The sequence below is a fragment of the Pseudorhizobium halotolerans genome, from assembly GCF_902153235.2.
Classification (GTDB): Bacteria; Pseudomonadota; Alphaproteobacteria; order Rhizobiales; family Rhizobiaceae; genus Neorhizobium; species Neorhizobium flavum.
Window position 1 is genome coordinate 237,505 of record NZ_CABFWE030000005.1, and the last position, 22,500, is coordinate 260,004.

Here is a 22,500-nt window from a genome sequence, read left to right on the forward strand (position 1 = left end):
AGACTATGCTAGGCAACCGGCATGGCATCTTTCTTCTCTGGCATCCTCTCCCTGTTTTCCGGCGGCGCCAAATCGGCGGAGGCACCTGCACCGGCCGCCGAACCGCAGGCGCACGGCGACTGCATGATCCACCCGACGCCGATCCGCGAAGGAAGCCAGTTCCGGCTGGCTGGCCGAATCGAGAAGGAAGTGGCCGGCGAGGTCCTGGTGCGCAACTTCATCCGAGCGGACGTCTTCACCTCGCTCGATGACGCGCTCGACTGTACCTACCGCAAGGCCCGGCAGATCATCGACCAGAATGGTGCATTGCTCTTTTCGGACGGCGAGAAGTCTCGCTCCGTTTGATTGTCCTTCAAGCCCTGGCGGGACCGGTCTAAGGTATCGATCATGTCGGGAGGAAGCGGCCGCGTCCGGCGGCCGCTCGTCACGATGTCAGGCGGCAGCGGCGAGTTCCGTGATGCGTGCGTCAGCCTGTGCCAGGGCCTTGTCGAAGGCTTCCGGTCCGAAGGCAGTACCTTCGACGTAGATGACTTCGACGTCCGTCATGCCCATGAATGCAAGAACGGTCTTCAGGTACGGAACGGCGTGGTTCATCCCCATGGCGGGGCCTTCGGAATAGATACCGGCGGCCGACAGCACGATGTAGACCTTCTTGCCGGTGGCCAGACCCTCCGGGCCTTCGGCCGTGTAGCGGAATGTCATGCCTGCCCGGGCGACATTGTCGATCCAGGACTTCAGCGTCGAATAGATGTTGAAGTTGATCAGTCCCGTCGCGAGCACGACGGTATCCGCGGCGAGAAGCTCCGCCACGAGTTCGTCGGACTCTGCCGCCGCCGCGGCTTCTTCCGCATTACGATCGGCGGCGGGCTTGCGGATGGCGGAGGTGGTCACGGTGTCGAGATGAGCAATCGGGTTCTGTCCCAGATCGCGATGAACGACGGTTTCGTCCGGATTGCGCGCCTTCAGCTTCTCCACGAGATCAGTCGCGACCTTGGTGGAGAGTGAATCTTCGCGCGGGCTAGACGTGACGAGGAGGATGGAGGACATGGTCTGTTTTCCTACTGATGCGTGACATTTCTGAAAAGGCGGACGCTTGGTCGGCCGCGGTCGAGACAGAAATAGGCATGGACGACCATCGATAAAACCGGGATAATATCGAAGGTATCTATCGATGGAGTGGATGGGAAATATGAATGCAAACCCGACGCTGGACCAGTTGCAGGTTTTTCTCGCGGTTGCCGAGGCGGGCAGTTTCTCAGCGGCCGCACGCGGGTTGAACCGCGCTCAGTCGGTCATCAGCTACACGATCGCCAATCTTGAAGCTCAACTCGAGGTGCCCCTCTTCGAACGCAGTGGCCGGCAGCCGAAGCTGACGGAAGCCGGCCGGGCCATGCTGTCCGATGCGCGACGCATCGTTGCTGATCTTCAGGTGATGCGCTCGCGGGCGAGGGGGATGAAGCAGGGACTGGAGCCAGAACTTTCCATTGCCATCAGCGTCATGGTGCCTGCGGAGGCCGTGGTAAGCATCCTGCGCGTTTTCGGCAGTCGCTTTCCCTCCGTGGCTCTGAACCTCAATGTCGGGGAACTGGGCATGGTCATGGACATGGTGGCAAGCGACCGTGCGGGGATTGGCCTCGGCGGGGCATTGCTGAAGCCGGACGAGACGATCCATGCCGAAAGGATCGGCCACTCCTTCATGGTTCCCGTTGCAGCCGCCGATCATCCCTTGGGCCAGATCGAGGGACCGCTGACCTTGAACGATGTCCGCGAGGAAACGCAACTCGTGGTGACCGACGCATCGGGGCTGACCAAGGGGCGCGACTTCAATGTTCTGTCCTACAAGACCTGGCGTGTCAGCGACATCGCTACAAAGTACCAGCTCATCCGTGGCGGGCTCGGCTGGGGCGGCCTGCCAGCTTCGCTGGTACGGGAGGATCTCCAGGCCGGTCGGCTGGTGGCCCTGCAGCTCGATGCCTATGAACAGGGCGAGTACCCGATCTACGCGCTACGCAAGATCGCCAACCCTCCGGGGCCGGCGGCAAACTGGTTGATCCAGGCGTTCCGGGAGCAGTTGTCGAATTGCCCAAGCCCTGACGAAATACCGGGTCTCGACGGGGGCAGGCACAGGCCGGCCGCAGAATGACACGGATTCCCACCCAATTGACGTGATGCATCGCTCGGACTAAACAGGTCGCACGGTCAGCAGTTCACCGAGGCGTCGCCGTCCCTGAAGGGAAGCTAAACCTGCATCATTGAAGATCCTCAGCACTTATCCTGTGCCGAAGTCGACAAGCCGGCGACCAGTGACATCCCCAGCGGAACGGCACATCGAGGATAAGAGATGACCAGAACCATCTTTCCGATGGAAGTTGCCGATATTTCGGCCTTCGCACGATCGCTGCGCGAGCAGATTGGCAAGCTCGACCACAAGCCAAGCCATGTCGAGATGCTCAATCTCCTGAGCCGTGCGGGCGGATACCGCAACTACCAGCATTTTCGTGCAACGATCATGACTGCCGATACGCTGGACGAATGGCGGCTGGAAGCGGACACGACGCCCATCGCCGACGAAGCGCGGGTGAAGAAGACGACGCGTGTGTTCGATGCCGAGGGGCGGCTGGCACGCTGGCCGGGCAAGCGTGCCCAGCAGGAACTTTGCCTCTGGTTCCTGTGGTCGAAGATCCCTGCGGACCGGCTTTTCAGCGAACGGCAGATCAGCGAGTATCTCGACAGGCTGCACCTCTTCGGCGATCCGGCACTGCTGCGCCGCGATCTCGTCGACCTGGGCCTGATGCGGCGCAACCGCGACGGCAGCGACTATCGGCGGGTCGAGAAGGAGCCGCCGCCGGAGCTTGCCCTGTTGCTGCGGCTGCTCGGGCAGGACCGGCGGAAGGCCGCCTGACGGCGGCCCTCCTGTCTCTGGTGGGTGGCGTCAGAGGACGAGCCTGAACTTGGCGAATCCTTCGGCGCCGTCGCCGGCCTCCTCGATCTTCGCTCCCTTGATGTCGGCGACATAGGTGCGACCCTTCGGTCCGCTCTCGAAGATCGCCGTGGTGCCGGCCATCGGCTTGAACGACCAGTTGGCGTCTGCCGACGGATTGATCGTTCCCTGTTCGACGATGTACCGCACGATCACGTCCCGATTGGTGTCGGGAGCGACGAAGATGACCTTGTCGCCAGCGATCTCCGGAAACTTGCCGCCACCGCCCGCGCGGTAGTTGTTGGTCGCCACCACGAATTTCTGCGCCGGATCGATCGGCTTGCCCTCAAACTGCAGGTCGACGATACGGTGCGCATCCGCGTTGACTAGCTGGCCATCCTTGTCGAAGCGCGTCGGCTGCGACAGGTCGATCTGATAGGTGACGCCGTCGATGATGTCGTAGTTGTAGGACGGGAAAGCTGTGTTGAGAAGCGGCGCGTCCTTCGCTCCCGGCTCGATCTGGTTGAACATCCCGGCTGACATTTCGAGCCAGTTCCTGACCTGCTCACCGCTGATCAGCACGGCCTGCACGGTGTTCGGGTAAAGGTAGAGATCGGCGACATTCTTGATGGCGATGTCGCCGGCGGGGACGTCGGTATAATACTCGGCGCCGCCGCGGCCGCCGGCCTTGAAGGGGGCGGCGGCGGAAAGGACCGGAAGGTCCCTGTATTCGCCGTCCTTGAGCATGTCCTTGATGTACCAGGTCTGGGCATTGGAGACGATCTGTACCGACGGATCGTCGGCGACGAGCGCGAAATAGGAATAAAGCGGAGCGGATGTCTTGCCGACCGGGCGGCGGACATAGGCAAGCGTCGCCTCGTGCTCTTCCTTGACGGCCGCCGTCACCTCGGGCTTGTCCTTGACGTCGGCGACGACCTTACGATCCTCATCGCGGTGGTAGATCGGGCGCGCCTCTGTGGTGAAGTCAACGATCTTCCAGCCATTGCCGTCCTTCTCCAGCAGGAAGTCGATCAGGCCCATATGCGAGCCCCAGAAGCCGGCCATGACGGCAGGCTTGCCCATCAGTGTTCCCTTTTCCGCATCCGCTCCGGCGATGCCTTCGAAATCCTTCGGGCCGGGGAAGACGAGATGCTGGTGGCCGGTGAACACCGCGTCTATGCCGTTGACGCCTGCGAGGTAGAGCGAGGCGTTCTCCATCCGCTCGCTCATTCCAGAGCCGTCGATCCCGGAATGGGAAAGCGCGATGATGATGTCGGCGCCTTCCTCCTTCATGACCGGCACCCAGGCCTTGGCAGCGTCCACGATGTCGCGCGTCTGTGCCTTGCCTTCCAGATGCTTGGCGTCCCAGACCATGATCTGCGGTGGCACGAAGCCGATGAAGCCGACCTTGACCGGGCTCTCGGCGCCCGAGCCATCGCGGATCTGCTTCTCGAGGATCACGTAGGGCTTGAAGAAGAGTTCATCCTGTTTGGGATCGGAAGCCAGCATGCCCTTGGCGAGATTCGCACAAACATAGGGGAAGCCGGCGCCGCCCAGGACCTTGAACATGAAATCGAGCCCGTAGTTGAACTCGTGGTTGCCGAGCGTCCCTGCATCATAGCCAAGCACGTTCATCGCCTGGATGATGGGATGCTGGTCTCCCTCCTTCATGCCCCGCTCATAGGCGATGTAGTCGCCCATCGGATTGCCCTGCAGGAAGTCGCCATTGTCGATCAGCATCGAATTGCCTGCCTCCGCCCTGATCGAATCGATAAGTGATGCGGTGCGGGCGAGGCCCATCGTGTCGTTCGGCTTGTCGCCATAATAGTCGTAGGGAAGCACATGCACGTGGATGTCGGTCGTTTCCATGATGCGAAGATGCGCCTGGTTCGCCTGTGCGCGCGCCGCGAACGGGTGCAGCACAACCAGCGCCGACGTGGCGGCGAGGCCGCCGAGCAGCGAACGACGTGTCAGGGAAGGCAGTGAGATGGACGGCATGGTCAGCTCCTGGATTGCAGATGGCGAGGAAAGACTATGCGCAATGGCACGGAAGTACATCGGCAAAATGACAGGGTCGGCTGAAGGTGCCCGATGCGGCGCAGGTGCTTGTTTTCAGTGGGACCAACGCCAACCCGGCAGAGCTGGATCTTCGCCAGCTCGAACAGGCAACGACGTCAAGCACCTGCACCGTGACGCTCGGTGTCGACCTGAACCGGAGCTACTGGAACGACCTGAGTCGCTCATTCGGAGCCAAGGGCGTCCAGCCTTACGATTTCAAGGTTCAGGTGGATCGGCAATAGGACCGCCGTGTCAGCGGCTCACGACAGGCTTCACGTCCCGGTGGAAGAACCGGAAATAGGAGGAGACCTGGGCCAGCGCATTGCTGTTCAGGTGCAACTGGATGCCGATCCTGCTGCCGCGGTACCACTTCACGGTCCCTTCAATGAAGCCGAGTTCTTCGCTCTCGATCTTCACCTTGCTTCCCTGCGCGGCGCTGAAGGGTCTATCCAGCTCCAGCGCGATACCGGTCGCGGACAGGTCAACGACTTTGCCGGTCGCAGATCGGTTGAGATGCGTTACGGTTCCGTAGATGCGCGTCCTCACGCGTTCCGCGCTACGGTTGCTCATGCCGAGAGTATTCGCGCCCATCATCGGACCCCCGCCCCATTGTGTTGCCCGATCCTCTTTTAGCGCCAACTCGTTGCGGTCCGGTGAGGGCGTTTCCTAAAATTGGACGTGTCCGCGTCAGAGCCCGACATTGGGACGGTCGAGCACCTCGCGGAGAGCGAAGCTGGAATTGATCTTCACCACATGGGGAAGCGCAGACAGCCAGTCCCGGTGGATGCGCTCGTAGTCTTCCAGATCCTTGGCGGCGACGCGCAGGATATAGTCGTACTCGCCCGACATCAGGTAGCAGACGAGTACATTCGGGCACCGTTTTACGGCGGCCTCGAATTCGGCGAGCGTCCTGGCGAACTGGCCGGAGAGCGAGATGTGGACGATCACCATCATCTTGTAGTCGAGCGCCTTGTTCGACAGGCGGGCGTGATAGCCGCTGATCGTCCCTTCAGTCTCGAGCGTGGCAAGTCTTCGCGAGCAGGCTGACTGGGACAGCCCGACCCGGGCCGCGAGCTCTGCGTTGGATATGCGGCCATCCTGCTGAAGTATCCGCATCATCGCAAGATCAATGGCATCCAGGGTTCTCATCGCAACAAATTCGCGTTCTGTTATTGATGGGCGCAAATATCTGCGAGAAATGGGGTCTTGCCAAGCGACCTTCGCAAGGACATTGCCCGCGTTATCTGCTCTGGTTTCATCCTCGCTAAATCATGCCTCAGGCGACAACACAGAGAGGAACGTGCATGCGTGTCGGGTGTCCGAAGGAAATCAAAAACCATGAATACCGTGTGGGGCTGACGCCTGCGGCGGTGCGGGAATATGTGGCGCACGGCCACGAGGTGCTGGTGGAAACGAAGGCGGGCGCCGGTATCGGTGCTGACGACAGTGCCTATGTCGCGGCCGGGGCGAGAATCGCCAGGAGCGTCCAGGAAGTCTTCGAAACCGCGGACATGGTCGTGAAGGTGAAGGAGCCGCAACCGCAGGAATGGGCCCAACTGCGCGAAGGCCAGATACTCTACACCTATCTACATCTGGCACCGGACCCGGAGCAGGCCCAAGGCCTTCTCGCCTCAGGGGTCACCGCCGTGGCGTACGAGACCGTGACAGACGAGCGGGGCGGACTGCCCTTGCTGGCCCCGATGTCGGAAGTGGCGGGCAGGCTATCCATCCAAGCAGGCGCGACCGCGCTGCAGAAAGCCAATGGAGGCCGTGGCGTTCTGCTCGGCGGCGTACCCGGCGTCCTTCCGGCCAAGGTGGCGGTAATCGGCGGTGGTGTGGTTGGTTCACACGCCGCACAGATGGCCGTCGGCCTCGGCGCCGAAGTGACCATACTCGATCGCTCGCTGCCGCGACTGCGCCAGCTGGACGATATCTTTAACGGTCGTGTCCGCACTCGCTACTCGACGATCGAGGCGCTCGAGGAGGAGGTTTTTGCCGCCGACCTCGTCATTGGTGCGGTTCTCATCCCGGGAGCGGCCGCGCCCAAGCTCGTCACGCGGGAAATGCTGTCCGGCATGAAGCGCGGGGCCGTGATCGTCGACGTGGCGATAGACCAGGGCGGCTGCTTCGAGACCTCGCAGGCGACGACGCATTCCAGCCCGACTTACGAGGTCGACGGCGTCATCCACTACTGCGTGGCCAATATGCCCGGCGCGGTGCCGATCACCTCGGCCCAGGCGCTTAACAACGCGACGCTGCACTACGGCCTGGCGCTGGCAGATCACGGCCTGCGGGCCATCGCCGAGGATCGCCATCTGCGCAACGGCCTCAACGTCCATCGCGGCCGGGTCACCAATCGCGCCGTTGCGGATGCTCTGGGCTATGAAGCCTTTGCACCGGAGAACCTGCTCAACGTGGCGTGAAGATATATCGAAGATAGCGGCACGAGAGAACGCCGCAGTTATGCATACTACTGGCGCCGCGGGATCTACCCTCGGCGTCTTTTTCTGTTTTCAGGACTTGTCCGGAGTCTAAATCAGGTATAACTTAGATATATCGAACATGAAGGAGATCGAGATGTTCAAGGACAGAAATGGAAACTGTGACGGCCACGGTCGGCATCGGCGCTTCAAGGTCGAGGCCATGTTTGCGATGCCCGGCGGACCCTTCCGGCGCGGCGGCGGGCGTCATGGCGGCGGCCATGGGCGCGGATTTGGCGATGAGGGTGATGGCCGTATCGGCCGCTTTCTCATGCAGGGCGACCTGCGTCTGGTCGTCCTGGCGCTGGTCGAGAAGGAGCCCCGTCACGGCTATGAGATCATCAAGCACATCGAGGACCTGACCTACGGCTTCTATGCGCCGAGCCCGGGCGTCATCTACCCGACGCTCACCTACCTGGAGGAGGCAGGTTATGTCGTCGCCGAGCAGGAAGGCAACAAGAAGCGCTATGCGATCACCGCAGAAGGACAGGAGCACCTCGACCAGAACCGCAGCTTCGCGATGACCATCCTCGACCGGCTGTCGCAGCTTGCCGAGCGCATGCGGCAAAAGCAGGAGCGGCGGGGCAGGGACGAGGGTCCGGCTGTCCCCAGAAGCGTCGACGCCGCGCTGCTGAATCTGAGGGAAGTCATCGCGCGCAGGCTGGAGGTCGATGACCGTAGTGCCGGCGAGATCGTACGGCTGCTGTTGCAGACGGCCGAGGACATCGACGGCGGAAGCACTCGGGAGCAGTAGCACCCACCACCGGCAGCGGAGCGGGGCGGCGGTCGGATCGGTCGGCGCACCTCGGCGCGATCGGCATCTGCGCGACAATCCTCAGTCGATGTCGATGCGGCACTGGTAGCAGTTGTTGCGGGCTGACCGGACATGCACATAGGCGACATCGGGGCGGGCAAGGAGCTCTGCCGCCCGCTCCGGGATCTGATCTATTGGAGTAACTGCACCCGTACCGTAGACGATCCGGTCATCGTGGCCGTAGCCTCGCACGATATAGTCGGGACTTGTCAGGATGGCGGGCAGCGCTCCGGACGCTTCATGCCGTCTACAGGGCCTCTTGTGGAGAAAGATCGGCCCCGTTTCGGCATAGGGCTGCAATGTCGGAAACGGCCGATAGGCGAGCACCAGCAAGTCTTCTCCAGCATCGACGTTCTCCAGGCAGTGGCGGCAGGGATAGCCGGCTCCATCGGAGGTGCGCGTCTCCGGCAGAAGCCCATAGGCGTCCGAACCTCCTTCCCAGAGGGTCATGGCTTCCGTTGTCGGCATGGCATTGAAAACGACTTTCATCGCGAGCTCCCTTGTTGGTCGCGATGAAAATGCGGGGTTCACAGACCCTGCGCCACCCGATTCCTGCCGGTCAGGCGTCCAGCACCTTCAGCAGTTCCGCGCTGCTCATTGGCTGGACGAGCGCGTCGTACGTTGCCACGGGCGAAAAGCCCATCATCTGGTAGAGCTGCAGGGCGCGCGGATGATCCAGCGTGTTCGTCGTCACGGTCACCTTCCTCGGATCGTCCTGCCAGGCCGCGTAGAGAGCCTGAAGCAGGAACCACTTGCCGATGCCAAGACCGATCGCCCACTCGAACAAACCGAAATAGGAGAGTTCGACCACACCCTCATCCGCCTTGCGCAGTTCGAAGAAGCCCGCAGGCGCGCCATTGACGTAAAGCACTGTGACGGAGACACGTGGATCGTGGATGATTGCGGCCAGATCCTCGTCCGGCAGCCGAAGCCGCTGATACCAGTGCCATCGCTTGCCGACCCGCCTGTAGAGATAGCGGTAATAGTGCAGCGGAATGTCAGGCGCCCTGATGATGGCCGTCTGGAGGTTCACCGGGACGGGCAGGCTTGTCTTCGGGGGAGACGTCATCTCGAGCTGCGTCACATGCGCCGTGAGCGGCGCGGGTCTTCTGGTCATTGATCTTGCACTGATTTGTCAGACGGGGGACCGGTGACGACCGGCGTGTCGGGAAGGGCTCCCCACTCCGTCCAGGAGCCGTCGTAGAGTGCGTTGTCGCTGTGGCCGAGCGACTCAAGCGCCAGCGTTATGATCGCCGCGGTGATGCCCGAGCCGCAACTGGTGACGACCGGGCGGTCGAGGTCGATTCCTGCCTCCCGGATCAGGGTTCGAAGTTCACTCAGAGGCTTGAGCCGACCCCTTTCCGCGAACGCCCCCGAAGGCAGGTTTCGCGCGCCCGGCATGTGACCGGACCTCAGGCCTTGCCGCGGCTCGGCCTCTGTTCCCGAGAACCGTCCGGAGCTCCGTGCATCGGCAACCTGCCTCGAGCCATTCTCGACGATCTTTCTCATGCTCTCGATGTCGATGACCCTGTCCGCGTCGAACGTGGGCTGGAAAACGACCGGCTGCGGGCGCGGGACCGCCGTTTCGAGCGGGCGTCCTTCGGCCTTCCAGCCGTCAAGCCCGCCATCGAGGACGAAGACGTTTCGCGCACCCATGGTGCGGAACAGCCACCAGGCGCGCGGAGCGGAGAATATACCGGGACCGTCGTAAATGACGATCCGGTCGGTTTCCCGGATTCCCATTCTTCCGACGGCATCGGCGAAGACATCCGGGGAGGGCACCATGTGGGGAAGATCGGTAGAATGATCCGCCACCTTGTCGTGATCGAAGCGAACGGCCCCCGGTAGGTGCCCCGCCGCATATTCCGCATCCGCGTCGCGCTTCTGTGCAGGCAGGTAGAAGGACGCATCGACGATCCGCAGCTCCGGGCTGCCCAGTTCCGCAGCAAGCTGCTCGGACGAGATGATGAAGGGACTGTGTTCTGGCACCGTGCTTCTCCCGCGGCAGGGCGTCAGTCGCCAGCGGCGTCTCCGAACCGGATGCGAAAGCGCCGGTTCTCCTTGCCCTTCTTTTCGATCTTGGCGATGTGGATGCGCCCCACTTCGCCTGTACGGGAAACATGTGTGCCGCCACAGGGCTGGCTGTCAACGCTGGAGTTTTCGCCGATACAGACAAGGCTGACGCGGCCGAGCCCCATCGGCGGCCGTACGTTCTTCGACTTTACGATACCGGGATTGGCGGCAAGCTGCTCGTCGGTGATCCACTGAACGTAAACCGGGTGATCCTGGTCGACGAGCTCCATCAGGCGGGCGGTGACCTCATCCTTGTCGACCCCGTCGCTCATGTCGAAATCCACGCGCGATTCGTCCTCGCCGACAGCCGCTCCGGTAATCGGGGAGGGGCACACGACGGAAAGCAGGTGGCAGGCGGTATGCATTCGCATCAGGCGATGCCGCCGCTGCCAATCGATCTGCAGGCGTACGGTTTCGCCCAGGAGTGGCTGGGGCTCCCGCTCCAGGGGCATATGCAGGATGATATCCTTCGTTGCCCCATGCCTCGTCTCGCCAAGCGCGATCCTGCTGCCGTCCGAACGCTCCACATGGCCAGTGTCGCCCGGCTGACCGCCCGATCTCGCGTAAAAGCACGTCCGGTCGAATTCGAGGCCGCCATCCGGGTGGATGCCAGTCACGACGGCCTCCGCAGTCGCCAGGTAGAAGTCGTCGCGGAAGAGAGTATGGGCGGGCATTGGCGGGCTCAGACGGCTTCGAAAGGTGCGGTGATCCCGTGCCGGCGGGTCAGCCACTGCGGTACGGGCAGCCCCTTTGAACGAAGGAAATCCGGGTTGAAGAGCTTCGACTGGTAGCGGTTCCCATAGTCGCAGAGGATGGTCACGATGGTATGCCCGGGTCCGAGATCGCGCGCGAGTCGAATGGCGCCGGCAACATTGATGCCGGTCGAACCACCCAGGCACAGGCCTTCCTGTTCGACCAGGTCGAAGATCACCGGCAAGGCTTCAGCATCCGGAATTCTGTAGACATAGTCGGGCGCGAAGCCTTCCAGATTGGCGGTGATCCGGCCCTGGCCGATCCCTTCCGTGATCGACGAGCCCTCCGCCTTCAGTTCCCCATGCGTATAGAAGTCATAGAGCGCGGCGCCTTCCGGGTCCGCAAGGCCGATCTTGATCCCGGGCTTCCTGTCCCTGAGACCTTCGGCCACGCCTGCAAGGGTGCCGCCTGACCCAACGGCACAGATGAAGCCGTCGACGCTGCCCTCGGTCTGCTCCCAGATCTCGGCCGCCGTCGTCTCCACATGTGCCTGGCGGTTCGCCACATTGTCGAACTGGTTCGCCCAGATTGCTCCCGCGGGGTCGCTTTTCGCCAGTTGCTCGGCCAGCCGGCCGGACACCTTCACGTAGTTGTTGGGGTTTCGGTAGGGTACGGCCGGGACCTCTACCAGTTCCGCTCCGAGCAGGCGCAATGCCTCCTTCTTCTCCTGGCTTTGCGTTTCCGGGATGACGATCACGGTACGATAGCCGAGCGCCTTGGCGACGAGGGTCAGCCCGATGCCCGTATTGCCGGCCGTTCCCTCGACGATCACGCCGCCTGGGCGCAGCAGACCTTTCCGCTCCGCATCGCGGATGATGTAGAGCGCCGCGCGATCCTTGACGGACTGACCCGGATTGAGGAATTCGGCCTTGCCCAGGATGTCGCAGCCGGTCGCCTCCGAAGCACCCTTGAGGCGAATGAGCGGCGTATCGCCGATGACGTCGAGAACGGATGAATTGACAGACATGAGGAACGCCTTGTGGGAGGTTCAGTTTAGGAGCCTTCTTGTGGTCGGACAAGGAAGACTAAACAAGAAATGGGTTTGCTCGATGTCCGGCAGGGTGGAAATAAAATCTTGGCGCCTTGGTTGAGGACATCAGACAACGAAAAAAGGCTGGCGCCGAGGCGCCAGCCTTTCAAGGAATACCAGCTGCGGATCAGTCTTCGCAGGCAGCTTCCGGAACCGTGCCGGACGGCACCGATGTCGTCTGTTCGGCGCTGGTCTCGCTGCAGCGATCATCGTCCTTGGTGCCAGCGGTGCCAGGGGTGCCAGCGGCGCCCGTATTCGTGGAGCCAGTTGTCGCCGAATCGGTCTGGGTCGTGCCGTTGCCCGACGAGTCCGAAGACGTGCCGGAGTCGCTGGTCTGTGCCATAGCACCCGTGGTGAGGGCGAGGGTGAAGGCCGATACCGTAAGCAGTTTCGTAAGCATTCTTATTCCTCCTTGGCCGGTTTCCCGGGGGTGTTTCTTCGTACGGTGATCAAACCACCGAGCTGCCGACCTGTTCCCGAGTGATAGAAATAGTTGTCACTGCAGCTCGCCCCAGGAGGGGTTCCAGTTAATCTCCTCCATCAACTCGACGTATATCGGATGGTCGTTGTCGCGGTTCTTGTTCTCGGCCATGCGAAAGGCAGCCTCTGGCTCCATTTCTTCGCCAGGAAAGATGGAATCGCCTGCTCCATCGCTGGCCTTCTCCCTTTTGAATGCGCGAACCTCGTCGGCGGAGCGGTAAAGGCGCACTACCAACGCTCCGGGCGCGGCGTCATCGCTGTAGCGGTAGTAGATCGACATGATTTCCTCCAGCATTCGAAGCAAGAATCAGGGGAGGTGGCGGTGGTCACCACCATCAACGGAAAAAGCCCCGGGCAGGATGCCACGGGGCTTCTTGTGACTGAGCCTTTTCGGATCAGTCGATGACCTGAACGACGGTGTAGGTGTTCGGATCGACGATCACGCGGCGTTCGTTGACATAGGTGTAGGCATATTCCGGAGCTTCCGGAACCGGGGTCAGCACGACCGTCTGGGGCAGGGGCTGGCCGACGACAACTTCACGCTCCACGACGACCGGCTGGGCGGGGACCGGCTGTTCGCGGACATAGGTGACGACGCGCTCCGGCGGCGGATCGATCGCCGTACCGGCGGCAGCGCCGACAATGCCGCCGACCGCAGCACCGATCGGACCGCCGACGATGGCGCCGGTCACTGCGCCGCCCGCGGCGCCGCTGACCGTGCTCTCCTGGGCAATTGCGCCGGTTGCTGCAAGGCCTGCGGCGGCAGCAATAAGAACGAACTTCCTCATGGCGATCTCCTTTTCCTGTAAAGCCATGGGGCGATGAACGTGGATGTCAGGATTTCGTTCCGCGGCGAGAACGATGGGGCGCCCGGCAGAAAAAACAGCAGCCAGCGGTGATATGCCCGCATCGGACTTGTTCTGCGAATAAGGAAAAGAGATGGCTCCCCGGGCCGGATTCGAACCGGCGACCTGTCGATTAACAGTCGAATGCTCTACCGCTGAGCTACCAGGGAACACGCGCTTCGGCGCGGCGTCGAGCGGGGTAATACAAATGCTTTGCCCGTTTGCCAAGCGCTTTTTCGAAAAAAATGCGCGCCGCTTGTTTGTCGGCTGAACCCGCACCATTTAGCGCCTGGATCGTCGGGTTTAATGGTGGAAAGTTTGCAGAACAGGCGCAATGAGAGGCGTTTCGGAGTGGATCCTGCCACCGGCCGGCTCGCGCTCGGCAATTGGCACCTGCCTCTGCCCCGGTCGAGGGCAGGGCGCGTGACGGTGGGCAGCGTGCTTCTCGCCGGCGGTACGCTCGGCTTCCTGCCCATCCTCGGCTTCTGGATGGTTCCGGTCGGCCTGCTCGTCCTGTCGCACGACCTTCCCTATGTGCGACGCAAGCGCCGCCGTTTTTCGGTATGGTGGGAGCGCCGCCGCATGCGGCAACGGGATTAGCTGAAAAAGGCGGCGAGACCCTGGCCGGCGCTGAACGCCATGAAGCCAAGCACTCCGAAATAGACCAGCGTTATGACGTTGAACGCATAGCCTGCCAGCACGACCAGTCCGTCGCGCTGGATCATTCCCGTGGCAAGAAGCAGGACCGCGACCCCCGGCAGGGTGTTGGAAAAGGGGATCAGCCCGAGCGGAAACATCAAAAGCACGCCGGCAAGCGCGATCGCCAGCCCGTTCACGCGGTTCGCGGCTGCGCCCTCCACCAGCGAGCTCATGCGTGGCTTCAGGTAGGCGTCCAGGCGGGAGACGATCGACACGCCCTTTTCCAGCGCCGGTACCAGCTTCTGCGTGTCGAGGCGTCGGTCGAGGATCTTCCTGGGCAGCCAAGGCAACCTGTTGAACGTGATCGCCAGGCTGATCAGGATGATGGCGAACCCGAACACCGTGCTGACGCCGGGGATGGAGACCGGAATGAGAAAGGGAAGCGACGCCACCGCACATAGCACGAGCAATCCCTGCTCTCCGACGGCGTTCATCAGTTCCCGCAGGGTCACTGACGATCCTTCTATGCCTGCGATGACCTCCTTCAGGGTTTTGCTGAGTGAGGCTTTGCTGTCGGCAAATTCTTGATGTTCCTGCAAGGGCTGGCTCCCGATGGCTGGCGGCAGATGGATATCACCATTCTCGCCCCGCGCAAGGTCGTCGGCTGACGGAGATCCAGTCGATCCCGACTCCAATATTGCAGGAATGAAATCTCGCCATTGTCCCGCTGCCCCCGAATCGCGGAGGCTGACCCTGGGACTGATGAGGGACGGCGATGAATCTGAGAGTTATCCAGGGCGGGTTGCGGGACCAGCAGTTGCTGGATTCAGCCACGCCATTGCGAACATCGCCATTTGATGTGCGCAGAGAGGCTGATCGCAGGCTGCATGCGCTGGACTATGACCGCTACCTGACGCGGGAGAGGGCGGTCGGGATCGCTGTGCCGCGGGAAATCCGCTACCTGGCAATGCAGATCGATTTCGTCGCGCGCACACTTTCTTCACTGGCCGACATTCCGGAAGACTTCCGCTCCGACCGCTACTGGCCAGCCTGAACATCGGGCGGCCGCGAGAACGCCGCTTTAGGGAGCGTAATTCGCTCCCCGGCCTCCTCCGGTGCCGGCAGCGTGCTTCGTTGGAATCCGTTCCCTCGATCGCCTATCACTCCGGTTGAACCCTTGGCACCGGTCGCCTCATGTCTTGCCAGCGGGGCGGCGGAGGCGGAGGTGCCCACCGCAGGTGGGGCGGGGGAGCACCCGGTAGCTCGTCCGGAACGCTTCGTTGGTAAGGTGGACGAGGTCGAACCGGTCGAGCAGGCAGATCGTCATCGTCAAGCGGGTCCTTCCATCGTGGCGGAACAACAGGCTGTCGCATGATCCGGCGGCAGGTGCCCCTGGACGTCTTGTACGATCCGGGGCCACAGGACTCCTCAGCGAGTACCACTGACGGGCCGGCAAGGCGGCCAATGTTCTCCCGGCGCGCTACGACAGCTTCAGCAGGCGCGGCGGCCAGCACTGCGACAGCAAGGATGACCGTTTGCAGGCGAGGGTGCGGCGGTTTCAATACCATAGGATGAACTTAGCGCTCTTCGGGCGGCTGGTCAGCATTCTCCGTCGTCACGACGGAACCATACCTCAATACCTTCCTTCCCCGCGGCTCCGATATGCGTCGGACGCCCTATGTCACGTCGTGGGAAAGCTGCAGTTCCGTGAGCTGTTTGCTGGCAGCGTATCAAGAAATTGGAGGCCTCGCCCGGAATTGAACCGGGGTACAAGGATTTGCAGTCCTCTGCGTCACCACTCCGCCACGAGGCCATCCGAACGCTGATTGAGCGAGTGGTGACGGGCGTTTAGAACGAATCGAAATGCTGTGCAAGAGGAAAGGCGGGCCGCGAGAGCTTTTGAACGGAAGCGGTTCCGGTCCCTCCTGGAAAGCCGGAAGGTTTTTCTCCAGCGACCGGGGGCTGCGTCTTGAAAGAGGCGCCGCTGCCCAGTAAAGACGGCGCAATCAGGTATATTCAGGACAGCCGAGATGATGGACTTCGAAGCCGCACGGACAAAGATGGTGGACAACCAGATCCGCACCACGGATGTGACGTCTCATTCGGTATTGCAGGCCTTCCTGTCTGTTCCGCGCGAGGAGTTCGTGCCGGCGAAGCTCAAGCCGATCGCCTACATTGATGAAGACCTGGAAATTGCTCCCGGCCGTTATCTGATGGAGGCATCGCCACTCGCCAAGCTGCTGCAGCTCGCTCGCATCGGCAAGGCTGACCTTGTCCTGGAAGTCGGGTGCGGGACAGGATACGCCGCAGCCCTGCTTTCGCAACTCGCCGGCTCCGTCGTTTCGGTCGAGGCCGACGAGCAGCTGTGCTCGCAGGCGGTCGAGATCCTCTCGCGACTGGGCTATGACAACGTGGCAGTCGTTCATGGCGAGATGGAGAAGGGTTATCCCACCGAGGCCCCCTATGACATCATCTTCGTGAACGGCGCCGTGGAGGAAGTCCCGGCCGCGCTGATCGAGCAGCTGCGCGACGGCGGTCGTCTGGTCGCTGTCGTCGGCCACGGAAATGCCGCCCAGGCAAGGCTCCTCACCAAGGAGCACGGGGCTATCTCCGAGACTGCGCACTTCAACACGTCGGTCAAGCAGCTCCCCGGCTTCCAGAAGGAACCGTCGTTCGTATTCTGATGCTCTCGCGGGCACATCTTGTTGACTGTGGCAGGCGGGACTCACAGCAAAAACAATTCTGTGTATCCCGGTGATCGCATCGCCTGCTGTGATTGTTTCACGCCGCGCCTTCCGTACACTACGGATCGAATCAGGTTCGAAAAGGACCTGCATTGGCAGTTGCGGGGATGAATAATGGCTCAGCCAAGTGTAGCGCGTGAACCCTCGATGGAGGAAATCCTGGCGTCGATCCGCCGGATCATCGAGAGCAACGAGCCCCAGGCGGAATCGGCGCTGCCGAATAGCATGCCCCCCGTTTATGCCGAAGACGAGATCGACGACGGGGACATCGATATCGTGACGGAAATGGCCGCCAATGACCGGGGCAGGCCGCAGCGGATAGAGCCGCAATTCGCTGCGGAGACGGAGCGCGCCCAGGAGAGTTCGCTGTCTCTGGCCGATGTCGCAGCACGGGTGAGGGCTGCCTCCGCCCGCCAGGGCGACAGCGACGTGCGCCACCTGAGACCCGCAGCCCCGGCGCCGCAGATCAGCCGCGAAACTGCGGTGGAAAGCACCGTCCGCCCGCAGCCGGCGCCGCTTCCGGAATTCTCGTCGCAGTCCTCGGACCGCTCCCCAAACGATCTTCCCGCTGCCAAACCGGCGCCATCGGCGCCGCCGGCCATGGAGGCAGCGCATGATCCAGTGCCGGTCCATGAACCGGTGCAACAGAAAAACGTCGATGCCGCACCCGATGCGCCCGCCTCCCTGCCGGCGCGTGTGGAGGCATTGATTTCCGAGGAAGCCGGTGCGCAGGTCGCCCGCTCCTTCGACGATCTTGCCGCCGTGTTCGACGGCATCCGCAACCGGTCGATAGAGGACATGGCGCAGGAAATGCTGCGCCCCATGCTGCAGGAATGGCTGGACGACAACCTACCGACGCTGGTCGAGCGCCTGGTACGCGAGGAGATCGAGCGCGTGGCACGCGGCCCGCGCCGCTGAACCCTGCATTTGCCGAGAAAGGGCCGCTCCGGCGACGGGGCGGCTTTTTTATTGACTCGCTTCTGCCGGTCCTATTTACACCCAAGCCTGTTAGAACTCGAATTCTGGTCGGAAAATGCTCGACAAAACCTACGATTCCGCCGCCGTCGAACCGAAGATCGCAGCCGCCTGGGAAGAGGCCGACGCCTTCCGCGCAGGCGCCAATGCCGCACCCAGTGCCGAGCACTTCACCATTGTCATTCCGCCGCCGAATGTCACCGGATCGCTGCACATGGGCCACGCGCTCAACAACACGCTGCAGGACATCATGGTGCGTTTCGAGCGGATGCGCGGCAAGGACGTACTGTGGCAGCCGGGGATGGATCATGCCGGCATTGCAACGCAGATGGTGGTCGAGCGCCAACTGGCCGAACGCCAGCTGCCGGGCCGCCGCGAGATGGGCCGCGAGGCCTTCATCGACAAGGTCTGGGAGTGGAAGGCGGAGTCGGGCGGGCTGATCTTTAACCAGCTGAAGCGCCTCGGCGCTTCCTGCGACTGGTCGCGCGAGCGCTTCACCATGGACGAGGGCCTGTCGCAGGCGGTTCTTGAAGTTTTTGTAACGCTTTACAAGGAAGGGCTCATCTATCGCGGCAAGCGGCTCGTCAACTGGGACCCGAAGTTCGAGACCGCGATTTCCGACATCGAGGTGGAGAACCGTGAAGTCGACGGCCATATGTGGCACTTCAAGTATCCGCTGGCCGGCGGCGAGACCTACACCTATGTCGAGAAGGATGCCGACGGCAACGTCGTTCTCCAGGAAGAGCGGGACTACATCTCCATCGCCACGACCCGGCCCGAAACCATGCTGGGTGACGGAGCGGTCGCCGTGCATCCTTCGGATGAACGCTATGCTGCAATCGTCGGCAAGCTTTGCGAGATTCCGGTCGGGCCGAAGCAGCATCGTCGCCTGATCCCGATCATCACCGACGAATATCCGGATCCGACCTTCGGTTCCGGCGCCGTGAAGATCACCGGTGCGCACGACTTCAACGATTACCAGGTCGCCCGCCGCAACAACATCCCGCTTTACCGCCTGATGGATACGCAGGCGCGCCTGCGCGAAGATGGCGAGCCCTATGCCGTCTATGCCGCCCGAGCGCTGGAGATTGCGAAGTCCGGCGAACTGCCGACGGAATCCGAAGTTGACGACATCAACCTCGTGCCCGACGAATATCGCGGCCTTGACCGCTACGAGGCCCGCAAGCGCATCGTCGACGCGATCAATACCGAAGGCCTAGCCGTGACGGTCAAGGACGCCGAGGGAAATGACGTTCCTTACGTCGACAACAAGAAGATCATGCAGCCGTTTGGCGACCGCTCCAACGTGGTCATCGAACCCATGCTGACCGACCAGTGGTTCGTCGATGCCGAGACCTTGGCAAAGCCGGCGATCGCTGCCGTGCGCGAGGGCCGCACGAAGTTCGTGCCGAAGAACTGGGAAAAAACCTATTTCGAGTGGATGGAGAACATCCAGCCCTGGTGCATCTCCCGCCAGCTCTGGTGGGGTCACCAGATCCCAGCCTGGTACGGACCGGACGGGCAGGTCTTCGTGGAAAAGACCGAGGAGGAGGCGTTGCACGCCGCTATCCAGCACTACATCGCACACGAGGGCCCCATGAAGGCCTATGTCGAGGACCTGCTGGAGAACTTCAAGCCGGGGGAAATCCTGACGCGCGACGAAGACGTGCTCGACACCTGGTTCTCGTCGGCGCTCTGGCCCTTCTCGACACTGGGATGGCCGGAGCAGACGAAGGAGTTGGAGAAGTACTATCCGACCAGCGTTCTGGTGACCGGATTCGACATCATCTTCTTTTGGGTAGCCCGGATGATGATGATGGGCCTGCATTTCATGCAGGACGAGGACGGCAATCCCGTCGCGCCGTTCCACACCGTCTATGTTCATGCTCTCGTTCGCGACAAGAACGGCCAGAAGATGTCGAAGTCCAAAGGCAACGTCATCGACCCGCTCGAACTGATCGACGAATACGGTGCGGATGCGCTGCGCTTCACACTTGCCATCATGGCAGCGCAGGGCAGGGACGTGAAGCTCGATCCCGCGCGCATTGCCGGCTATCGCAACTTCGGCACCAAGCTCTGGAACGCGACCCGGTTTGCCGAGATGAACGGCGTCAAGCGCGACCCGCACTTCATCCCGGAAACCTCGACGCTTACCATCAACCGCTGGATCCTGACCGAGCTCGCGAGCACCATCCGCGATGTCACGGATGCGATCGAGACCCAGCGCTTCAACGATGCGGCTGGCTCCCTCTACCGCTTCGTCTGGAACCAGTTCTGCGATTGGTATCTGGAGCTTCTTAAACCAGTCTTCTCCGGCGCAGACGAGAAGGCAAAGGTGGAGGCGCAAGCCTGTGCGGCCTATGTGCTCGAGGAGACCTACAAGCTACTGCATCCGTTCATGCCGTTCATGACGGAAGAGCTGTGGGCGCACACGGCGGACCGCGACACGCTGCTCTGCCACGCCGACTGGCCGGCGCCGGAGTTCGCCGATGAGGTGGCGGCGGCCGAGATCAACTGGTTGATCGATCTCGTTTCCGGTCTTCGCTCGGCGCGCGCCGAGATGAACGTGCCGCCAGCCGCGGTAGCGCCGCTCGTCGTCGTGGGCGCCAGCGAGCAGACGGAGACCCGGCTGAAACGGCACGACGCGGCGATCCGGCGTCTCGCGCGGGTTGAGAGCATCGAGACGGCGCAGACCGCTCCCAAGGGGGCGGCCCAGGTCGTGGTGGGCGAAGCGATTGCCTGCCTTCCGCTTGGAAGCCTCATCGACCTCGCGGCGGAAAAGGCGCGGATCGAGAAGGCGATAGGCAAGACCGAGGCCGAGATAGACCGGGTCGCCAAGAAGCTCGCCAACGAGAAGTTCGTCCAAAACGCCGACCCGGAAGTCGTGGCAGCCGAGCGAGAGCGCTATGCGGAGCTCGAGGTGCAGATGGCGAGCTTGAAGATCGCGGCACAGAGAATCGCCGAGGCCGGTTGACGGCACGATGACCCGAAGGCCCCGCAGCCAGCCGGCTCCGGACCCTTTTGTGTTGCTTTAGCCGAGGCAGTTGTCGAGTATCTTCCGTGGACGTCAATCGCGGATCTCATTGTTGCCACAATGACACAATCATGAGCAGGCGTGGAATGTCCTTCCAAAGTGCATGGGGATCGCGCGCGTGAAGTGAGAATACCATTCTAAATTTTGCGACAGATATTAGGGTTCCAGAATACTTTACGTAAATTTGCGCCGGCTTGCCGTCCGGACTATTCGGTCACGGAAAGTTGTCATTTACCTTGAACCATCTACAGTCTCACCCATCGCATACCGGGAGGTGGGAAGAGATGAAGACAAAACGGATTTCCAAGGGTCTGATGGTGCTCGCGGCGGGCTGCGCATTTCATGCGCCGGCCATGGCAGGCGGACTTGAGCGTGGCGGCTACAATATCGACCTTCTGTTCGACCAGGGCCGGTTTGCGGCGGAGTCGGCCGTCACGTACGTGAACCCCCAGCGTAAGGTCAAGAATGTCCAGGATATCAATCCGGCAAACAACCTGGTGGGCGGCGGCGACCTCAACCGGTTCTCTGACAGCGCGGACGATGCCGAAGGCTACTGGGTCCCACGGATCGGAATGAAGGGCGCCATAGGTGATAGCGCCGACTGCATGTTCGACTATTCGCAGCCTTGGGGTGTTCATACGAAGCCGGGCCGTGAATGGGCGGGTGCCAACGAGAACATCGAAACTAAGGTCGAATCCGACAACTATGCAGTCACCTGTTCCTATCGCTTCGACATGGGACCCGGCCAGTTGAGGGTGATTGGCGGCACGTTCTATCAGGAGCTCTCGGGCTTCAAGGAGCGTCAGGTTATCGATGATCTGGTCGTTCCGGGAACCGGCGTCGGCAGACTGGACCTGGAGGGAGATGGCTGGGGCTGGCGTGCCGGCGTTGCTTACGAGATTCCCGAATATGCCTTCCGGGCCAGCCTCGTTTATAACAGCGAAGTCGATCTGAATGACATCACGGGCACGCTGGACCTTGCACAGGTCAACGGGACGGTCTTGGACGTTCATGGCGCACAGAAGATGCCTGATGTCGTTGAGCTGAAGGTTCAGTCCGGCATAGCGCCTGGCTGGCTTGCATTCGGCTCCGTCAAGTGGACCGACTGGAGCCAGCTGCAGAAGATCCCCTTCTGCACCGCGGCCGTCACCGGCACCTGCACCACCGCCAATGGCGTCACGACGCTTGACCTCGGCTACCGTGATGGCTGGACAGTCAGCGGCGGCGTTGGCCACAAGTTCAACGAGCAGTGGAGCGGTGCGGTCACTGTCACCTGGGACCGTGGCACCTCGCAGGGCTTTGGCACTCAGACCGATACCTGGACCTTTGGTGCAGGCGCGTCCTACACGCCGAACCAGAATGTCGAAGTCCGACTCGCCGGCGCCATCGGTATTCTCACCGGTGGTTCTTCCAGTACGGTTACGCTGGATGGCGAGACCTACGGACAGCGGGTAAACTACGAGTACGACGACGATCTTGTCGCCGCCATATCGACCTCGGTGAAGGTCCGGTTCTGATCGGTACTCATTACACCCGAAAAGCCCGGCCCGTGCCGGGCTTTTTTGTGAGCGGATATATGGTGATCACCTCACACCATTGTGACGATTTGGCAACATCTCTTTGAGACAGTGAGCCAGTGGATTGTGGGAGGCGAA

The 22,500-nt window shown here is 61.9% G+C and carries 25 protein-coding genes and 2 tRNA genes; 12 read left to right on the forward strand and 15 right to left on the reverse strand.

Annotated elements, in window-relative coordinates; genetic code table 11:
• The first annotated feature begins 21 nt into the window (after positions 1–21).
• Entirely contained in the window at positions 22–345 is a 324-nt protein-coding gene (locus FN060_RS06060; protein ID WP_142587311.1) for an HlyU family transcriptional regulator, read from the forward strand.
• An 87-nt stretch (positions 346–432) separates the two neighbouring features.
• Here FN060_RS06060 and FN060_RS06065 read toward each other — a convergent pair whose 3' ends face one another.
• Positions 433–1,047 (reverse strand): FMN-dependent NADH-azoreductase, encoded by a 615-nt coding sequence (locus FN060_RS06065; protein ID WP_077547270.1) that lies wholly within the window; start codon positions 1,045–1,047, stop codon positions 433–435.
• Positions 1,048–1,189: 142 nt separating this feature from the next.
• Between FN060_RS06065 and FN060_RS06070 the strand changes: the two genes are divergently transcribed.
• Both FN060_RS06070 and FN060_RS06075 read left to right on the forward strand, forming a co-directional pair.
• Complete coding sequence (locus tag FN060_RS06070; protein WP_142587312.1) at positions 1,190–2,143, forward strand: LysR family transcriptional regulator; 954 nt, start codon at positions 1,190–1,192, stop codon at positions 2,141–2,143.
• A gap of 198 nt (positions 2,144–2,341) precedes the next feature.
• Complete coding sequence (locus tag FN060_RS06075) at positions 2,342–2,902, forward strand: DUF2087 domain-containing protein (RefSeq protein WP_142587313.1); 561 nt, start codon at positions 2,342–2,344, stop codon at positions 2,900–2,902.
• 30 nt (positions 2,903–2,932) lie between these two features.
• Here the strand turns inward: FN060_RS06075 and FN060_RS06080 are convergent, their stop codons facing one another.
• Positions 2,933–4,918 (reverse strand): bifunctional 2',3'-cyclic-nucleotide 2'-phosphodiesterase/3'-nucleotidase, encoded by a 1,986-nt coding sequence (locus FN060_RS06080; RefSeq protein ID WP_142587314.1) that lies wholly within the window; start codon positions 4,916–4,918, stop codon positions 2,933–2,935.
• Positions 4,919–5,022: 104 nt separating this feature from the next.
• Here FN060_RS06080 and FN060_RS06085 point away from each other — a divergent pair, with 104 nt between their 5' ends.
• Complete coding sequence (locus FN060_RS06085; RefSeq protein ID WP_139346170.1) at positions 5,023–5,220, forward strand: hypothetical protein; 198 nt, start codon at positions 5,023–5,025, stop codon at positions 5,218–5,220.
• A 10-nt stretch (positions 5,221–5,230) separates the two neighbouring features.
• Here the strand turns inward: FN060_RS06085 and FN060_RS06090 are convergent, their stop codons facing one another.
• Together FN060_RS06090 and FN060_RS06095 are read right to left on the reverse strand one after the other, a co-directional pair.
• Complete coding sequence (locus FN060_RS06090; protein WP_077547275.1) at positions 5,231–5,572, reverse strand: PilZ domain-containing protein; 342 nt, start codon at positions 5,570–5,572, stop codon at positions 5,231–5,233.
• 93 nt (positions 5,573–5,665) lie between these two features.
• Complete coding sequence (locus tag FN060_RS06095; RefSeq protein WP_077547276.1) at positions 5,666–6,127, reverse strand: Lrp/AsnC family transcriptional regulator; 462 nt, start codon at positions 6,125–6,127, stop codon at positions 5,666–5,668.
• A gap of 155 nt (positions 6,128–6,282) precedes the next feature.
• Between FN060_RS06095 and ald the strand changes: the two genes are divergently transcribed.
• Both ald and FN060_RS06105 read left to right on the forward strand, forming a co-directional pair.
• Positions 6,283–7,401, forward strand: coding sequence for an alanine dehydrogenase (ald, locus tag FN060_RS06100; protein WP_077547277.1), 1,119 nt, complete (start codon positions 6,283–6,285; stop codon positions 7,399–7,401).
• Between the two features lie 154 nt (positions 7,402–7,555).
• Positions 7,556–8,212 (forward strand): PadR family transcriptional regulator, encoded by a 657-nt coding sequence (locus FN060_RS06105; protein WP_142587315.1) that lies wholly within the window; start codon positions 7,556–7,558, stop codon positions 8,210–8,212.
• Between the two features lie 81 nt (positions 8,213–8,293).
• On the opposite strand, the gene FN060_RS06110 is transcribed toward FN060_RS06105, so the two are convergent.
• The 9 genes from FN060_RS06110 to FN060_RS06150 all read right to left on the reverse strand — a co-directional run bounded on the left by FN060_RS06110 (position 8,294) and on the right by FN060_RS06150 (position 13,623).
• Positions 8,294–8,761, reverse strand: coding sequence for a DUF1203 domain-containing protein (locus tag FN060_RS06110; RefSeq protein WP_142587316.1), 468 nt, complete (start codon positions 8,759–8,761; stop codon positions 8,294–8,296).
• A gap of 70 nt (positions 8,762–8,831) precedes the next feature.
• Positions 8,832–9,389, reverse strand: coding sequence for a GNAT family N-acetyltransferase (locus tag FN060_RS06115; RefSeq protein ID WP_142587317.1), 558 nt, complete (start codon positions 9,387–9,389; stop codon positions 8,832–8,834).
• A complete protein-coding gene (sseA, locus tag FN060_RS06120; protein ID WP_142587318.1) occupies positions 9,386–10,261 on the reverse strand; it encodes a 3-mercaptopyruvate sulfurtransferase in 876 nt (291 codons plus the stop codon). The genes FN060_RS06115 and sseA overlap by 4 nt, the downstream gene beginning before the upstream one ends.
• Positions 10,262–10,284: 23 nt before the next feature.
• On the reverse strand, positions 10,285–11,019 hold the full coding sequence (locus FN060_RS06125) for an alanyl-tRNA editing protein (protein WP_142587319.1): 735 nt from the start codon (positions 11,017–11,019) through the stop codon (positions 10,285–10,287).
• 8 nt (positions 11,020–11,027) lie between these two features.
• The gene (locus FN060_RS06130; RefSeq protein WP_142587320.1) at positions 11,028–12,065 is read right to left on the reverse strand and encodes a cysteine synthase A; all 1,038 of its coding nucleotides are present in this window, start codon (positions 12,063–12,065) and stop codon (positions 11,028–11,030) included.
• Between the two features lie 190 nt (positions 12,066–12,255).
• Positions 12,256–12,528, reverse strand: a complete 273-nt coding sequence (locus FN060_RS06135) for a hypothetical protein (RefSeq protein ID WP_142587321.1) — start codon at positions 12,526–12,528, stop codon at positions 12,256–12,258.
• Between the two features lie 96 nt (positions 12,529–12,624).
• Positions 12,625–12,888, reverse strand: coding sequence for a hypothetical protein (locus FN060_RS06140; protein WP_142587322.1), 264 nt, complete (start codon positions 12,886–12,888; stop codon positions 12,625–12,627).
• A 115-nt stretch (positions 12,889–13,003) separates the two neighbouring features.
• Positions 13,004–13,396, reverse strand: coding sequence for a DUF1236 domain-containing protein (locus FN060_RS06145; RefSeq protein ID WP_142587323.1), 393 nt, complete (start codon positions 13,394–13,396; stop codon positions 13,004–13,006).
• A 152-nt stretch (positions 13,397–13,548) separates the two neighbouring features.
• Positions 13,549–13,623, reverse strand: a tRNA-Asn gene (locus FN060_RS06150).
• A gap of 136 nt (positions 13,624–13,759) precedes the next feature.
• On the opposite strand from FN060_RS06150, the gene FN060_RS06155 reads away from it, so the two are divergent.
• Positions 13,760–14,053: a hypothetical protein gene (locus FN060_RS06155; protein WP_142587324.1), complete on the forward strand. Its 294-nt coding sequence runs from the start codon at positions 13,760–13,762 to the stop codon at positions 14,051–14,053.
• Here FN060_RS06155 and FN060_RS06160 read toward each other — a convergent pair.
• Positions 14,050–14,691 carry an exopolysaccharide biosynthesis protein gene (locus FN060_RS06160; RefSeq protein WP_142587325.1) on the reverse strand — a complete coding sequence of 214 codons (642 nt, stop codon included), beginning with the start codon at positions 14,689–14,691 and terminating at the stop codon, positions 14,050–14,052. The genes FN060_RS06155 and FN060_RS06160 overlap by 4 nt on opposite strands.
• 176 nt (positions 14,692–14,867) lie before the next feature.
• On the opposite strand from FN060_RS06160, the gene FN060_RS06165 reads away from it, so the two are divergent.
• A complete protein-coding gene (locus tag FN060_RS06165) occupies positions 14,868–15,146 on the forward strand; it encodes a hypothetical protein (RefSeq protein ID WP_142587326.1) in 279 nt (92 codons plus the stop codon).
• Positions 15,147–15,831: 685 nt separating this feature from the next.
• On the opposite strand, the gene FN060_RS06170 is transcribed toward FN060_RS06165, so the two are convergent.
• Positions 15,832–15,905 (reverse strand) — tRNA-Cys (locus FN060_RS06170).
• A gap of 220 nt (positions 15,906–16,125) precedes the next feature.
• Between FN060_RS06170 and FN060_RS06175 the strand changes: the two genes are divergently transcribed.
• From FN060_RS06175 to FN060_RS06190, 4 genes are all read left to right on the forward strand, one after another.
• On the forward strand, positions 16,126–16,776 hold the full coding sequence (locus FN060_RS06175) for a protein-L-isoaspartate O-methyltransferase family protein (RefSeq protein WP_142588385.1): 651 nt from the start codon (positions 16,126–16,128) through the stop codon (positions 16,774–16,776).
• Positions 16,777–16,950: 174 nt separating this feature from the next.
• Entirely contained in the window at positions 16,951–17,754 is an 804-nt protein-coding gene (locus FN060_RS06180; protein ID WP_142587327.1) for a PopZ family protein, read from the forward strand.
• A gap of 115 nt (positions 17,755–17,869) precedes the next feature.
• Complete coding sequence (locus FN060_RS06185) at positions 17,870–20,785, forward strand: valine--tRNA ligase (RefSeq protein WP_142587328.1); 2,916 nt, start codon at positions 17,870–17,872, stop codon at positions 20,783–20,785.
• A 344-nt stretch (positions 20,786–21,129) separates the two neighbouring features.
• Complete coding sequence (locus FN060_RS06190; RefSeq protein WP_244665700.1) at positions 21,130–22,362, forward strand: OmpP1/FadL family transporter; 1,233 nt, start codon at positions 21,130–21,132, stop codon at positions 22,360–22,362.
• Positions 22,363–22,500: the final 138 nt, after the last annotated feature.

Bases quoted from the DNA above. Each gene is read 5' to 3' on its own strand.
- FN060_RS06060 (WP_142587311.1), top strand. From the start codon at position 22: ATGGCATCTTTCTTCTCTGGCATCCTCTCCCTGTTTTCCGGCGGCGCC.
- FN060_RS06065 (WP_077547270.1), bottom strand. From the start codon at position 1,047: ATGTCCTCCATCCTCCTCGTCACGTCTAGCCCGCGCGAAGATTCACTC.
- FN060_RS06070 (WP_142587312.1), top strand. From the start codon at position 1,190: ATGAATGCAAACCCGACGCTGGACCAGTTGCAGGTTTTTCTCGCGGTT.
- FN060_RS06075 (WP_142587313.1), top strand. From the start codon at position 2,342: ATGACCAGAACCATCTTTCCGATGGAAGTTGCCGATATTTCGGCCTTC.
- FN060_RS06080 (WP_142587314.1), bottom strand. From the start codon at position 4,918: ATGCCGTCCATCTCACTGCCTTCCCTGACACGTCGTTCGCTGCTCGGC.
- FN060_RS06090 (WP_077547275.1), bottom strand. From the start codon at position 5,572: ATGATGGGCGCGAATACTCTCGGCATGAGCAACCGTAGCGCGGAACGC.
- FN060_RS06095 (WP_077547276.1), bottom strand. From the start codon at position 6,127: ATGAGAACCCTGGATGCCATTGATCTTGCGATGATGCGGATACTTCAG.
- ald (WP_077547277.1), top strand. From the start codon at position 6,283: ATGCGTGTCGGGTGTCCGAAGGAAATCAAAAACCATGAATACCGTGTG.
- FN060_RS06105 (WP_142587315.1), top strand. From the start codon at position 7,556: ATGTTCAAGGACAGAAATGGAAACTGTGACGGCCACGGTCGGCATCGG.
- FN060_RS06110 (WP_142587316.1), bottom strand. From the start codon at position 8,761: ATGAAAGTCGTTTTCAATGCCATGCCGACAACGGAAGCCATGACCCTC.
- FN060_RS06115 (WP_142587317.1), bottom strand. From the start codon at position 9,389: ATGACCAGAAGACCCGCGCCGCTCACGGCGCATGTGACGCAGCTCGAG.
- FN060_RS06125 (WP_142587319.1), bottom strand. From the start codon at position 11,019: ATGCCCGCCCATACTCTCTTCCGCGACGACTTCTACCTGGCGACTGCG.
- FN060_RS06130 (WP_142587320.1), bottom strand. From the start codon at position 12,065: ATGTCTGTCAATTCATCCGTTCTCGACGTCATCGGCGATACGCCGCTC.
- FN060_RS06135 (WP_142587321.1), bottom strand. From the start codon at position 12,528: ATGCTTACGAAACTGCTTACGGTATCGGCCTTCACCCTCGCCCTCACC.
- FN060_RS06140 (WP_142587322.1), bottom strand. From the start codon at position 12,888: ATGTCGATCTACTACCGCTACAGCGATGACGCCGCGCCCGGAGCGTTG.
- FN060_RS06145 (WP_142587323.1), bottom strand. From the start codon at position 13,396: ATGAGGAAGTTCGTTCTTATTGCTGCCGCCGCAGGCCTTGCAGCAACC.
- FN060_RS06155 (WP_142587324.1), top strand. From the start codon at position 13,760: ATGGTGGAAAGTTTGCAGAACAGGCGCAATGAGAGGCGTTTCGGAGTG.
- FN060_RS06165 (WP_142587326.1), top strand. From the start codon at position 14,868: ATGAATCTGAGAGTTATCCAGGGCGGGTTGCGGGACCAGCAGTTGCTG.
- FN060_RS06175 (WP_142588385.1), top strand. From the start codon at position 16,126: ATGGACTTCGAAGCCGCACGGACAAAGATGGTGGACAACCAGATCCGC.
- FN060_RS06180 (WP_142587327.1), top strand. From the start codon at position 16,951: ATGGCTCAGCCAAGTGTAGCGCGTGAACCCTCGATGGAGGAAATCCTG.
- FN060_RS06185 (WP_142587328.1), top strand. From the start codon at position 17,870: ATGCTCGACAAAACCTACGATTCCGCCGCCGTCGAACCGAAGATCGCA.
- FN060_RS06190 (WP_244665700.1), top strand. From the start codon at position 21,130: ATGAAGACAAAACGGATTTCCAAGGGTCTGATGGTGCTCGCGGCGGGC.